The organism is Streptomyces sp. NPDC102278, from assembly GCF_044766345.1.
Taxonomy (GTDB): Bacteria; Actinomycetota; Actinomycetes; order Streptomycetales; family Streptomycetaceae; genus Streptomyces.
In genome coordinates this window covers 375,965-388,586 of record NZ_JBIWLV010000004.1, presented here as the reverse complement: position 1 = coordinate 388,586, position 12,622 = coordinate 375,965, and the positions used below count along the sequence as shown (strand labels likewise).

General features: G+C 73.9%; 11 protein-coding genes. 6 read left to right on the top strand and 5 right to left on the bottom strand.

From position 1 onward, the window contains the following. Positions 1 to 13: 13 nt before the first annotated feature. Entirely contained in the window at positions 14 to 967 is a 954-nt protein-coding gene (locus tag ACIRO3_RS13985) for a serine/threonine dehydratase (RefSeq protein ID WP_404136019.1), read from the bottom strand. 61 nt (positions 968 to 1,028) lie between these two features. Beyond that, positions 1,029 to 1,673 carry a TetR/AcrR family transcriptional regulator C-terminal domain-containing protein gene (locus ACIRO3_RS13980; RefSeq protein WP_361773123.1) on the bottom strand — a complete coding sequence of 215 codons (645 nt, stop codon included), beginning with the start codon at positions 1,671 to 1,673 and terminating at the stop codon, positions 1,029 to 1,031. Positions 1,674 to 1,889: 216 nt separating this feature from the next. On the opposite strand from ACIRO3_RS13980, the gene ACIRO3_RS13975 reads away from it, so the two are divergent. The 6 genes from ACIRO3_RS13975 (at position 1,890) to ACIRO3_RS13950 (ending at position 8,631) form a co-directional block, all read left to right on the top strand. Then, positions 1,890 to 3,572, top strand: a complete 1,683-nt coding sequence (locus ACIRO3_RS13975) for a ricin-type beta-trefoil lectin domain protein (RefSeq protein ID WP_404136016.1) — start codon at positions 1,890 to 1,892, stop codon at positions 3,570 to 3,572. Between the two features lie 54 nt (positions 3,573 to 3,626). Further along, the gene (locus ACIRO3_RS13970) at positions 3,627 to 5,945 is read left to right on the top strand and encodes an alpha-N-acetylglucosaminidase (protein ID WP_404136013.1); all 2,319 of its coding nucleotides are present in this window, start codon (positions 3,627 to 3,629) and stop codon (positions 5,943 to 5,945) included. Between the two features lie 207 nt (positions 5,946 to 6,152). Next, positions 6,153 to 6,362, top strand: a complete 210-nt coding sequence (locus ACIRO3_RS13965) for a hypothetical protein (protein WP_404136010.1) — start codon at positions 6,153 to 6,155, stop codon at positions 6,360 to 6,362. Positions 6,363 to 6,483: 121 nt separating this feature from the next. Beyond that, the gene (gene sigK / locus ACIRO3_RS13960; RefSeq protein ID WP_361773111.1) at positions 6,484 to 7,065 is read left to right on the top strand and encodes an ECF RNA polymerase sigma factor SigK; all 582 of its coding nucleotides are present in this window, start codon (positions 6,484 to 6,486) and stop codon (positions 7,063 to 7,065) included. Further along, complete coding sequence (locus tag ACIRO3_RS13955) at positions 7,062 to 7,847, top strand: anti-sigma factor domain-containing protein (RefSeq protein ID WP_404136006.1); 786 nt, start codon at positions 7,062 to 7,064, stop codon at positions 7,845 to 7,847. The genes sigK and ACIRO3_RS13955 overlap by 4 nt, the downstream gene beginning before the upstream one ends. Before the next feature lie 196 nt (positions 7,848 to 8,043). Further along, complete coding sequence (locus ACIRO3_RS13950) at positions 8,044 to 8,631, top strand: fasciclin domain-containing protein (RefSeq protein ID WP_365997636.1); 588 nt, start codon at positions 8,044 to 8,046, stop codon at positions 8,629 to 8,631. A gap of 154 nt (positions 8,632 to 8,785) precedes the next feature. Here the strand turns inward: ACIRO3_RS13950 and ACIRO3_RS13945 are convergent, their stop codons facing one another. From ACIRO3_RS13945 to ACIRO3_RS13935, 3 genes are all read right to left on the bottom strand, one after another. Further along, positions 8,786 to 10,021 carry a cytochrome P450 gene (locus tag ACIRO3_RS13945; protein ID WP_404136002.1) on the bottom strand — a complete coding sequence of 412 codons (1,236 nt, stop codon included), beginning with the start codon at positions 10,019 to 10,021 and terminating at the stop codon, positions 8,786 to 8,788. A 129-nt stretch (positions 10,022 to 10,150) separates the two neighbouring features. Then, a complete protein-coding gene (locus ACIRO3_RS13940; protein WP_404135999.1) occupies positions 10,151 to 11,422 on the bottom strand; it encodes a putative Ig domain-containing protein in 1,272 nt (423 codons plus the stop codon). A gap of 111 nt (positions 11,423 to 11,533) precedes the next feature. Beyond that, positions 11,534 to 12,427: a LysR family transcriptional regulator gene (locus ACIRO3_RS13935; RefSeq protein ID WP_404135996.1), complete on the bottom strand. Its 894-nt coding sequence runs from the start codon at positions 12,425 to 12,427 to the stop codon at positions 11,534 to 11,536. Positions 12,428 to 12,622 lie beyond the last annotated feature (195 nt).

The following is a 12,622-nucleotide window of genomic DNA, read 5'->3' as shown; positions in this document are numbered from 1 at the left end:
GGGAACCCGCCTCCTAGCGCACCGCTTGTGGGGCGGCCACCGGAGCCATCAGGTCCGAAGGGTCCGTGTTGGCCCCGCACAGGATCACCGCGACCCGCCCGCCCAGCGGTTCCGGGGCGGCGTGCAGGGCGGCCAGGGCGGTGCCGGCGGCCGCCTCGACCACGATCCGGTGGTCCTCCCACAGGCCCCGGCGGGCAGCGGTGATGGCCGCGTCGGGGACGAGCACCGAGTCGACGTCGCCCAGCCGGGCGGCGGTCAGGGCGTCGACGGAGACGCGGGTGGCCCCGAGCGAGTCGGCGGCGACGGAATCCACCGGGACGTCCACCGGCCGACCCGCCTCCAGGGCGGCGTTCAGGGCGCGGCAGTTCTCGGGTTCGGCCGCCACGACCCGTACGCCGTGCTCGCGCGCGGCGGTGGCCACTCCGGCGAACAGCCCGCCGCCGCCCACCGCGACGACCACCGTGTCCAGGTCGGGGAGCCCCGCCCGGATCTCGTCGAGCAGGGTGCCGGCGCCCGCGGCGATCAGCGGGTGGTCGTACGCGTGGCTGCTCAGGGCGCCGCTCTCGGCGGCGAACTCCCGGCAGGCGGACAGTGCTTCGGCGTACCGGTCGCCGACGAGCCGCACGTCCGCGCCGTACCCGCGCAGCCGCTCGACCTTGACGCGGGGCGCGTTCACGGGCAGGAACACGGTGGCGGCCACCCCTTGCGCGCGGGCCGCCCAGGCGCAGGCGAGGCCCGCGTTGCCACCGGAGGCGATGGTCACCCCCGCGGCGGGGAGGGTGCCCGCCTCGCGGTGGGCGACAAGGAAGTTCCGGGCTCCGCGCGCCTTGAACGAGCCGGTGTGCTGGAGGTGTTCCAGGGCGTACCAGACGCCGCGGTCGGCGGGCACCACGGCGACGGGGCGGATCACGTCGGCCATTCGGCCTGCGGCGGCGCGCACGGCCGCGTAGTCGAGCTGCTGCTCCATGAGCGGTCTCCTCTGGGGTGGTGGCGGGGCAAGGCCGGGGCGGGGTCGGGCCGTTCCGGGGTCAGGCGCCTGCGGGCCGGGCGGCCTCGATCAGCTGGCGCAGGGCGCCGTGGTAGACCTCGTGGTCGGTCAGGGCGGGCAGCACCTCGGTCAGGCCCGCCGAGAGCACGGGGAACTCGGCCGGGTCCAGTGCGGCCAGCGCGGCCCGGGACGCGGCGGTGGCACCGGCCGGATCGCGGTGGTCCACGAAGGCGGCGCTGCCGAGGGTGAGCAGGTACATCCGGCGGTAGACGGTCATCGCCTCGGCGGCGGTCATTCCGGCGGCGACGCTGTCGGCGAGCGCCGGTTCGACGAGGCGGGCGAGCAGCCGGCGACCCAACCAGGGCCGGCCGCCGCGCAGTACGAGCAGACCCGGGTGTGCGGTGAGCAGTCGGTAGAGCGCGGAGAACCGCCGCTCGGTGGCCTCGGCCCAGTCGGTGCCGGGGGCGATCTCGGGCAGTTGGCCCGCGAGGTGCTCGGTACACAGGTCCAACAGCCCGGCCAGGTCGGCGCAACGGCGCTGGACGGTGGCGTGCGAGACGTCGAGCCGGTCGGCGAGGGCGCGGAAGCTGAGTGCGGCCGGCCCTTCCTCGTCGAGGATCCGCAGGGCTTCGACGGCGATCGCCTCGGGTGTCGCGCGGTCCAGGGCGGCTGATCTTCTCGGCATGAGATACACCGTAACAGACGGCGTCACGTACGGTGTATCTCACAGCTCGCCCGGTCAAGCGGGCGCCCGCGACGTCGACCCTTCGTGTGATGCCGACTGCACCCATATTGCTGGTCATCGGTCCATAAGCAGCGACTTGTGTTGACAGTGGGTAGCCGCACCGCTGCACTGAGCGCTCGACAGTCCCCGGTACGTCCCCCACGTCAAGGAGACCCCGTGCCGCCTCGCCCGCGTGCGTCGCTCCCCTGCCTGACCGCGGCCGCCCTGCTCGCCCTCCTCCTGTCCCCCGCGTCGGCGGCGGCCGAACCCACCGCCACCTCGGACACCCCGCTCGCCCTCGCCCCTCCCATGGGATGGAACAACTGGGCGCACTACATGTGCGACATCGACGAGGCCAAGGTCGTCGCCAACGCCGACGCGCTCGTCTCCACCGGTCTCGCCGCCAAGGGCTACGACACCGTGACCGTCGACGACTGTTGGATGCTGAAGAGCCGTGACGCCGACGGCGATCTGGTCGCCGACCCGGAGAAGTTCCCGCACGGGATGGCCTGGCTCGGCGAGTACCTGCACGCCAAGGGGCTGAAGTTCGGCATCTACCAGGACGCCGGTGCGCTGACCTGCGGACGCTACCCGGGCAGCGGCTCGCCCGCGGGCGGGGGTCCGGACCACTACGCGCGCGACGCCCGGCTCTTCGCGGCCTGGAAAGCGGACTTCGTCAAGATGGACGGCTGCAACCTGCACGTCCCGCCCGGCACGACGAAGGAACAGGCCTACCGCGACGCGTACAACGGCGTGGCCCGGGCCCTGCGCGCCAGCGGCCGCGACATGGTGCTGTCCGCGTCCGCGCCCGCCTACTTCCAGCAGGGCGAATGGGGCGGCGCCGACTGGCACAAGGTGATCGACTGGGTGGGCGAGACCGGCCAGTTGTGGCGCGAGGGCCGTGACATCAAGGTGTACGCGTCGACCGCTCCCACGACCTCGCGGTGGAGTTCGGTCCTGGGCAACTACGGCTACAACCGTTGGCTCGGCCGGTACGCGGGCCCCGGCAACTGGAACGACCCGGACTTCCTCATCGCCGGCGCCCCCGGTCTCACCGCGGCCGAGAGCCGCAGCCAGGTCGGGCTGTGGGCCATGATGGCGGCCCCCTTCATCCTCTCCTCCGAGGTCTCCGCGCTCACCCCGGCCGGGCTCGCGGCGCTCGGCAACACCGACCTGATCGCCCTCGACCAGGACCCGCTGGGTCGGCAGGGCGCGGTGGTCTCCTCGAACAGCGCCTCCGACGTCCTGGTCCGGCCGCTCGCGAACGGCGACCGCGCGGTGGCCGTCCTCAACCGCACCGGCGCGCCCCTGGAGATCGACCTGCCGCTCGAAGACGTCGGTCTCCCCTCCTCGTGCGCCGTCGACGTCAAGGACCTGTGGAGCGGGGCACGCCGTGAGACGACCGTCTCGCTGACCGGCGAGGTGGCCGCCCACGACACCGGCGTGTGGCGGCTCGCCCCGCGCGGCTGCGGCAAGGTCGTGCCGACCGGACAGATCGCCGGCGTCGGCGCCCAGTGCGCCGACGGGGTCAACACCAGCGGTGTCGGCGCGGTGGTCATGGCGGCCTGTACCGGCGCCCCGGACCAGCGGTGGACCGCGGGCGACGACTCCCGCCTGCGGTCGGCCGACCAGTGCCTCACGGCCGGTGAGGGCGACCTGGTGGAACTGGCCGACTGCGCGCCCGGGCGTTCCGGGCAGGGCTGGACGCACACCCGCCCCGGCGCGCTGATCGAGAAGACGAGCGGACTGTGCCTGACCGCCCCCGCCGCCGCGGCGACCCCGGACGCGCCGGCCGAGCGGCTGCGCCTGACGCCCTGTGGCGACCACCGGGTCGACCAGACCTGGGCCCTGCCGGTCTGACGGCGCCGACCGACGGAAAACCGACGGAAAACCGAGGGAATGAGGAACGACTCGATGTCACGCAGCGGGCGCCCGCGAGGGCGCCGTACGGTCGCGGTGGCGGCGCTTCCCGCGGCGCTGCTCGTCCTGGTCCTGGCCGGCTCGGCTCCCGGCGCGGTCGCCTCGGGCGCGGGATCGCCCGCGGCGCCCCGTGCACCGCAGGCCGACGCACACCGGCCGGCGGCGGGGCGGGACGGAGCCGCGGCCGTGCGCCGACAGGTGCCGCCCGTCCGGGACTTCGACGTCCGCCCGGCCCGGGAGGCGCTGGAACGGCTGCTGCCCCGGCACGCCGGGCAGTTCACCCTGGTACCCGACCCGGGCGCCGCGGCGGACGCCTTCACGGTGTCCGGGACGGCGGGCGACGTCACGGTGCGCGGCTCCACCGGCGCGACCCTGCTCACCGGGGTGGGCTGGTACCTCCAGCACGTCGCGGGCGCCGACATCGGCTGGCCCGGTGACAGCCTGGGGTTGCTGCCGGAGCGGCTGCCGGCCGTACCGAAGCCGGTCACCCGGAGCGCGCTGGTCGCCCACCGGTACGCCCTCAACGACACGGACGACGGCTACTCGGGCCCCTACCGCACCTTCGAGGAGCACCGGCGGCAGATCGACCTGCTGGCCCTGCACGGCGTCAACGAGGTGTTCGTGCAGGTCGGCGCGGAGTATCCGTACTACCAGGCGCTCCAGCGGTTCGGGTACACGGCGGCGGAGCTGAGGGCGTGGATCCCCGGTCCCGCGCACCAGAGTTGGTGGTTGCTCCAGAACATGAGCGGTTTCGGCGGTCCGGTCTCGGAGCGGCTGATGCGCGAGCGGGCCGAGCTCGGCGGCCGGATCGCGGAGCAGCTGCGCGGGCTGGGCATGACCCCGGTGCTGCCGGGCTTCTTCGGCACGGTGCCGCCGCAGTTCGCCGGACGCAACCCCGGCGCCAGGACCGTGCCGCAGGGCGACTGGGCCGGTTTCGAGCGCCCGGACTGGTTGGACCCGAACTCGGCCGCGTTCGGGAAGCTGGCCGCCGCGTACTACGCGGAACAGCGGGCGGTGTTCGGGGACAGCTCCATGTACCGGATGAGCCCGCTGCACGAGGGCGGCAAGACGGGGCCGGTGGACGTGTCGGCGGCGGCCGGGGCCGTGCAGAAGGCGCTGTGGGCGGCCCGTCCCGGCGCCCTGTGGGCCGTGTTGGGTTGGCAGGAGGATCCGAGGAAGGAGCTCTTGGCCGGGGTGGACACCTCGAAGCTGTTGATCCTGGACGGGCTGTCCGACCGGTACGACGGGTTGGACCGGGAGGCCCGTTGGGGCGGGGCCCCCTACGCGCTGGGCACCATCCCCAACTTCGGCGGACACACCACGATCGGCGCCAACACCTCCGTGTGGAGCGAGCGGTTCGGCGGGTGGCGGTCCAAGCCGAACAGCGCGCTCACCGGCATCGCGTACCTGCCGGAGGCCACCGGGACCGATCCCGCCGCCTTCGACCTCTTCACGGACCTGGCCTGGGAGCCCGGTCCGATCGACCAGCGGAAGTGGTTCGCGGCGTACTCCGCCCGCCGGTACGGGCGCGCCGACGCCGCGGCCGCCGCCGCGTGGGAGGAACTGCGCAAGGGCCCGTACAGCACCCCCTCGGGGCTCTGGTCGGAGTCCCAGGACAGCCTGTTCACCGCCCGGCCGAGCCTGAGCGCGGCGGGATCCGCGCGCTGGAGCCCCAAGTCGATGCGCTATCCGGCAGGTTCGGTGCGCCGCGCCCTGGACCACCTGTTGAAGGTGTCCCCGCGGCTGCGGGATTCCAGCGCCTACCGCTTCGACCTGGTGGACACGGCCCGGCAGGCGCTGGCGAACCACTCACGGGTACTGCTGCCGAAGATCAAGGCGGCGTACGAGGCCAAGGACGTGCGCCTCTTCCGTGAACTGACCGGGCAATGGCGCGACACCGAGAAGCGGTTGGACGCGATCACGAGCGCCGACCCGAACTTCCTGCTGGGACCCCGGCTCTCGGCGGCCCGCGCCCGGGGCGCGGACCGGGCGGAAGCGGACCGGTACGAGTACGACGCGCGCTCGCTCCTGAGCGTGTGGGGGCCGCGGGCCGCCGCCGAAGGCGGCTCCCTGCACGACTACGCGAACCGCGAATGGGGCGGTCTCGTGGCGGAGTTGTACGCCCCGCGCTGGGACGCCTACTTCGACACGCTGGAGGAGGCGCTGGTGCGTCGGGCGGCGCCCCGGCAGATCGACTGGCACGCCTTCGAGGAGGGATGGGCGCGGCGGACCACCCGGCACGCCCAGGCGCCGGTCGGGGATCCGTACGCCCTGGCGGCGGGGATCGCGGCCGCGCTTCCCGCCGCGAGATGAACTACACCATCGGTCGTGGCGTCGTCCGGGACATCCGGTGACCGTCACCCTCCCGTGGGTAATTCCACACTCGTGAGGGGGAGAGCGCATACGGCTGATCACCGCGCTGGACGGGTGGTCGGTTCACTGGCCCGGACACGAACAGGGGCGGCTGTCGGAGCTATCCGGTGGCCGCCCCTTCCGACGCCCCCCAGGAGCGCACCGAGCATGTCCGAGACCGAGCCGGAGGGGCCCTCCCCGGCGCCGCAAACGCCGTCCGACCTCGCGACCTCGTCGATCCGGGCGGGCGGGGACCCGGACCAGGCCGTGCCCCCCTCGCCCCGAGTCGGCGACCCGGAGCCGTCGCCGGGCGGCGAGCCGTGGGACCTGATCACCGACGGGGTGGTCGAGCTGCGCAAGCGCAGGCCCCGGGGATGACCGGTGCGGGGGCGGCGGGCGCCACCGGTGGGCGGGGCCAATCCGGTGGCTCGGCGGCTACGAATGGCTCACGAGGCGCGCGGATGCCGAGGAACGACCGGGAATCCCGGAGGATCTTCCCGTGAACGACGTGACACGGGCCGACCGCGCCGAGGAAGGCCTGTCCGCCCTCCTCGGCCGGGTCGCCGAAGGGGACGAGGGCGCCTTCGTCTCGGTGTACGAGGCCGTGAGCGGGTCCGTGCTGGGACTGGCGCACACGGTGCTGCGCGATCGCGCCCAGGCCGAGGAGGTGGCGCAGGAGGTGCTCGTCGAGGTGTGGCGTACCGCCGGGCGCTACCGCGCCGACCGGGGCAGCGTCCGGACCTGGGTGCTGACGATGGCACACCGCCGCGCGGTGGACCGGGTGCGTTCCGCGCAGGCCTCGACCGAGCGGGAGCGACGGGCGGCGCGGCTGGAGGCCGCGCTGCCGGAGTTCGACGAGGTGAGCGAGGCGGTGGAGCGGCGCGAGGAGCGGGACCGGGTGCGGCGCTGCCTGGGCTCGCTGACCGAGATCCAGCGCCAGTCGGTGGCCCTGGCCTACTACCGGGGTCTGACCTGCCGCGAGGTGTCCGAGACGCTGTCGGTGCCGCTGGGTACCGTGAAGACGCGCCTGCGCGACGGATTGTTGCGGCTGCGCGACTGTCTCGGGGTGAGTGGCGGATGAGCACAGAGGACACGGAAGGCGCGGAAGGCGCGACGAGCATGCACGAGGGCACGGGCGCCTACGTCACGGACGCGCTGTCCCCGGCGGAGCGGGCGGCTTTCGAAGCGCATCTGGAGACCTGCGGGGCGTGCCTGCGGGAGGTCGCGGAACTCTCGGCCACGGCGGCCCTGCTCGGCCGGGCGGTGGCGGTGGAGCCGCCGGCGTCGCTCCGGGAGTCGGTGCTGCGCGAGATCCGGGCGGTGCCCCCGCGGCCGGAGCCCGTACGCGCCCCCGCGCACCACGCCCGGCCGGCGCGGCCCTGGCTCCGCTGGGCCCTGGCGGCCTGCCTCGTGGCGGCGGCCGGTTTCGGCGGGGTGGCGGCCTGGCAGTACCAGCGGGCCGAGACGGCCCGCCAGGACGCCCGACGGGTCGAGGCGCGGGCGGCGGCCCTCACGGAGGTGCTCGCGGCGCCCGACGCACGACTGGCCACCGGCAGCATGACGGACGGCGGTACGGGCACGGTCGTGCTGTCCCGGGACCGGGACCGGGCCGTGTTCGTGGCCGACGGCATGGCCGCGCCGCCCGAGGGCCGGGTGTACCAGCTGTGGTACGCCGACCCGAAGGGCGTCATGCGTCCGGCCGGGCTGATGGATCCGGCGCGACCCGACGCCCCGGCGCTGCTCAGGGGCGAGGTGGGTCCCGCCACCGGGGTCGGGGTCACGGAGGAGCCGGCGGGTGGTTCGGCCGCGCCGACCACGGATCCGCTGGTGGTCCTCGCGTTCCCGGCGGCGGGCGCCGCGTAGGCCCGCGGACGGATACGGAACCGGGCCGGACGCGGGCGTCCATCGCCGAGGACGAACACGGGACAAACTCCCCCAAGCCGGATGCCCGTCCGCTCCGAATGACCCGTGTGAAGGCAGACCCGAGGCGCCCGCGACCCGCAGTGTCGGGCGGGGCGCCCGCGGGCGGGGGGAACGACCCGACCCGAGGAGTCTCGTGATGACAGCACGTCGCAACACAGGCATGCGCAGGGCGGCGCTCGCCGCGTCGGCCGTGGCCGCACTGGCCCTCGGGCCGGCTCTCGCCGCGGGTTCCGCGGCGGCGGCGGACGGCGAACCGTTCGGACCGGGCTGCGCCTCGGTACCGAAGGACGGCTCGGGCTCCTTCGCCGGCATGGCCAAGGACCCCGTGGCCACGGCCGCGTCGAACAACCCGGCGCTGTCGACCCTGGTCACCGCCGTCAAGAAGGCCGGCCTGGTCGACACCCTCAACACCGCGAAGGACATCACGGTGTTCGCACCGACCAACGCCGCCTTCGCCAAGGTACCGAAGGCCGATCTGGACAAGCTGCTGGCGGACAAGGCACAGCTCACCAAGGTCCTCACCTACCACGTGGTGGGCCAGGAGCTGACGCCGAAGCAGCTGGAGCAGGGCTCCTTCGACACCCTGTCCAAGCAGAGGCTGACCACCTCCGGCTCCGGCGAGTCCTTCAAGGTGAACGGCAACGCGTCGGTGGTCTGCGGTGACGTCCACACGGCCAACGCGACGGTCTACCTCGTGGACTCCGTCCTGATGCCGAAGTCCTGAAGCCGAAGTCTTGACGCCGAAGCACTGGCGCCGAAGCGCTGATGCCGAAGCGCTGACGCCGGTGCGCTGATCTCGAAGTCCTGCCCCCGCTCCCCCGCCGGCATCCGCCGGACCGCGCCCACCCGGCCCGGACCGGCGGATGCCGCACTGCGGGTCACGCCAGGCGGACCGGGAGGGTCTGCACGCTGTTGCCGATGAAGCTGCGTTGGTACGGCAGTTCGGCGTCGGGGACTGCGAGGTCGAGGTCCGGGAAGCGGTCGAAGAGCCGCTCCAGGGCGATGCCCGCCTCCAGCCGGGCGAGCGGGGCGCCCACGCAGTAGTGCGCGCCGTGGCCGAAGGAGAGGTTGCGGCCGTTCCGCCGGGTGATGTCGAAGCGGTCCGCCCCGGGCCCGTACGCCGACGCGTCGCGGCCGGCCGCCGTGTATCCCGCGAGGACCGGGGTGCCCCGCGGGATCACGGTGCCCGCGACGCTCACGTCGCGGGTGGGGTAGCGGAACGGGAACCAGCTGACGGGTCCGTCCCAGCGCAGGGTCTCGTCGACCACGTCCGACCAGCTCGCCTTGCCCTCGCGGACCAGCGCCAGTTGATCGCGGTGGGTGCACAGGGCGCGCACGGCGTTGCTGATCAGGTTGAGGGTCGTCTCGTGGCCGGCGACGAGCATCAGCCGCATCGTGCCGATCAGTTCGGCCTCGCTGAGCCGGTCGCCGTCCCCGTCGCGGGCCGCGATCAGGGCGCTGGTCAGGTCGTCGCCGGGGGCGGCCCGGCGGGCGGCGGCGATGGTGCCCATGAGCGCGACGAGCTCGCGTACGGCGGCCATCACCTCGGCCGGGGTGGTGTCGGTGGAGACGATCACCGTGTTGGACAGGTGGTGCAGCCGCCCGCGGTGCTCCCGGTCCACGCCGAGCAGTTCACAGATGACGCTCATCGGCAGGGGGAGGGCGAAGTGGGTGCGCAGGTCCGCGACGCCGTCCGGGGAAGCGGCGGCCGCCGCGCCGAGGTCGTCGAGCAGCCCTGTGGTCAACTCCTCGACGCGCGGCCGCAGTCGCTCCACCTGGCGGGCCGTGAAGGCGTTGCCGACCAGCGAGCGCAGTCGGCGGTGGTCGACGTCGTCGGCGGTGTGCATGCCCTGGGCGTTGGCGAAGACGCGCAGGGGCCAGTCCGGGGGCACCGTGCCGTCGTGCAGTCCGGGGAAGTGGCGGGCGTCCTTGGCGACATCGGGGTGAGCGAGGAACTCCTTCAGGGCGTCGTGGCCCAGGACGACCGCGCCGGGCACTCCGCCGGGGAGTACGACCTCCGCGACGGCGCCCTGGGACCGCAGGCGGGCGTTGAGGGCGTGCGGGCACCCCCCGGCGGGATCGATGACGTGCGCGTCTGCAGTGTGGGACGACAAGCCGATTCTCCTGACCGTGTGGAAGAGTCCCGGCCAACAGTGCGGCCTGGAACCCGGGTTGTTCAAGCCCGCGTCGTTCGAGCCCGGGTCGCTCGCGCCCGGGGTGTCCGAGCCCGGCTCCGCGCCGTCTCAGAACCAGTCGAGGGTGAGGGTGAAGGTGGTGTGGGCGGTGGCGCCGGTGGAGTCGGTGGCGGTGGCGGTGACGGGGTGGGTTCCGGTGGCCCAGGGCTTTCCGGTGAGTCGGCCGGTGGTGGGGTCGAGGGTGAGTCCCCGGGGGAGTCCGGTGGCGGTGTAGCGGATGGGGGGTTTGCCTCCGGTGGCGGTGAGTCGGATGGTGCAGGTCTGGTTGAACCGGCAGGTCTGGGGGCCGGGGTCGGCGATCCGCAACTCACCCGACGTCGGCGTGGGCGTGGGCGTGGGGGTGGGCGTCGGGGTCGGGGTGGGCGTCGATGTCGGCGTCGGGGTGGGGGTTCCCTCGCAGCCCGGGGTGGCTTCCGGTGGCAGCGGTACGCGCCAGATCTGGGTGTCGTTCTCCGAGCCGACCAGCAGGCTCCCGCAGTCGGCGTAGGTGAGCGTCTCGCCCTGTGGTTGAACCGGTAGGGCCACGTCCGCGAGCTTGTTCCCCGCGGTGTCGTACACCGTGGCCGTGTTGGCCCCGAGGGGTCCGCCGCTGCGCAGGGCGTACGAGGCCCCGGACGGGGAGTAGGCCCCGTCGGTCGTGAACACCGGGCCCGGACGGACCGGGGAGAGGGTGTTGAGTTGCCCCGTCACCGGCGGCAACGGGGCCTTGTACAGCCGGCCCGCCGCGCCGATGAGCTTGGTGGCCACATAGAGCTGCCCGGTGGCGGGGTCCGCGAGCAGGGACTCGGCGTCGTGCCGGCCGTCGGAGTAGGCGAAGCGGTAGGTGGTCGGGACCACGGAGGCGTCGGCGAGCAGGTCCGGTTCGGCGAAGGCGTGGACGGTGATCTCGGCGCGGCCGGCGAAGTTGTCCCCGATGTCGCCGACGAGGACCACGGGGGCTCCGCCGGCGTCCTTGCCGATCGCGAGGCCCTCCCAGTCGGTGTTGCCGACCCCGGTGACGGTGTAGGTCGCGAGGAGCCGGCCGGATGTGGTGGTGCAGTCGATGGCGAAGACCTGGTTGGTGTTGCCGCTGTCGTTGACGGCGTAGAGGACGCCCGGATGCCTGCGGCTCGTGGCGAGACCGCTGAGTTCGGCCAGGCCGCCCGGCAGGGTGCACGCGCGCCCGGGGGCCGGCGCGGCGGCCGCCGCGGCCGGTTCGGGGGCCGCCGGGGTCGCGGAGGCGGTGGAGCCACCGGTCGCCCAGGCTGCGGCCGGCAGGGCGACGGCGAGGACTGCGGTGGTGAGGGCGGCTGCCCAGGGTGTTCCGCGGGTGGGTGACATGGGCACCATGTGAGGGGACGTCAGGCGTGGACGCCAGGGCCGACGCCGCCCCCTTTGAGCATGGTTCAATGCCGAACCGACATGCCTGGCGGTCCGCAAGGCCTGTTCCGGTCAGGGTGCGGGCTCGCGTACGGGGGCCTTGTGCCGGGCGTGTGCGATGAAGTCCCGGGCCGCCCGGCTCAGCGGGCGCCGGGCGTGGGCGATGCCCACGGGGCGCAGCAGCGGCGGAGTGAAGGAGCGGATCTCGGCGCGGCTGCCGAAGGCCCGGGAGACCACGTCCCGGTACCAGATGAGCGAGCCGCGCCCGTCCGTCACCCCGGTGACCCAGGCGAGCCGTTCGTCCACTTCCAGGCGGGGCACGGGGCGCACGCCGAGGCAGCTGAACATGGCCTCCATCTCGGTCCGTCGGCCGGTGCCCGGGCACGGCAGGACCATGGGCAGGCCGTCGAGCAACCGGAACGGCACCGGGTCCGGGAGTCGGGAGCCGATGGGCGAGATCAGCACCACTTCGCGTTCCTGGATGTGGTGGGTGGCGAGCTCCTGGTCGATCGGCAGGTCGACCAGTGCCAGTTCCGCGTTTCCGCCGGTGAGTTCCTGGACCAGGGCCTCCCGGCTGTCGCGCTGTCGGACCCGGACGTCCACACCGGGGTGCCGTCGGGTGAAGGAGGGCACCAGCTCGGCGGCCAGGTCCAGGGCCAGGGTGGGGGTGGCGACCAGGAGCAGGGTGGTGCGGACGGAGTCCCCCTGACCGGTGCCGATGTCGTCGATCGCCTCGACGGCGTTCAGGACGGTACGCGCCAGTCGCACCACCCTGGACCCCTCGGGGGTGAGGTCCACGCCCCGGCCCCGGCGGGCGAGGAGTTCCACGCCCAGATCCCGCTCCATGGCCTGGACGGCCCGGGACAGGGCGGACTGGGCCACGAAGACCGAGGCGGCCGCGCCCGTGATGGAACGGCAGTCCGCGACGGCGACGAGGTAGCGAAGCTGCGCGAGTGTGGGGGTCATGACCGGACGGTAACCGGGTGATGCCGCACCTGTAAGGGGCAGCATGGTGAACAACTCCCGCGCCTCGGTGCGCCGTTCATGCCCGGGTGGCGAGAAGGCATACCGGTGCGGCATGACCGGGCGCCTCTCCCCTCCCCTCGCGCGTTCCCCGGCCCCGGCCCGCGGCGCGGGCATCACCGCAGGCCACCGGCCGGA

Coding starts and splice junctions, on each gene's coding strand:
- ACIRO3_RS13935 (WP_404135996.1), bottom strand. CDS start 12,427: ATGACCCCCACACTCGCGCAGCTTCGCTACCTCGTCGCCGTCGCGGAC.
- ACIRO3_RS13950 (WP_365997636.1), top strand. CDS start 8,044: ATGACAGCACGTCGCAACACAGGCATGCGCAGGGCGGCGCTCGCCGCG.
- ACIRO3_RS13955 (WP_404136006.1), top strand. CDS start 7,062: ATGAGCACAGAGGACACGGAAGGCGCGGAAGGCGCGACGAGCATGCAC.
- ACIRO3_RS13985 (WP_404136019.1), bottom strand. CDS start 967: ATGGAGCAGCAGCTCGACTACGCGGCCGTGCGCGCCGCCGCAGGCCGA.
- ACIRO3_RS13965 (WP_404136010.1), top strand. CDS start 6,153: ATGTCCGAGACCGAGCCGGAGGGGCCCTCCCCGGCGCCGCAAACGCCG.
- ACIRO3_RS13970 (WP_404136013.1), top strand. CDS start 3,627: ATGTCACGCAGCGGGCGCCCGCGAGGGCGCCGTACGGTCGCGGTGGCG.
- ACIRO3_RS13940 (WP_404135999.1), bottom strand. CDS start 11,422: ATGTCACCCACCCGCGGAACACCCTGGGCAGCCGCCCTCACCACCGCA.
- ACIRO3_RS13980 (WP_361773123.1), bottom strand. CDS start 1,673: ATGCCGAGAAGATCAGCCGCCCTGGACCGCGCGACACCCGAGGCGATC.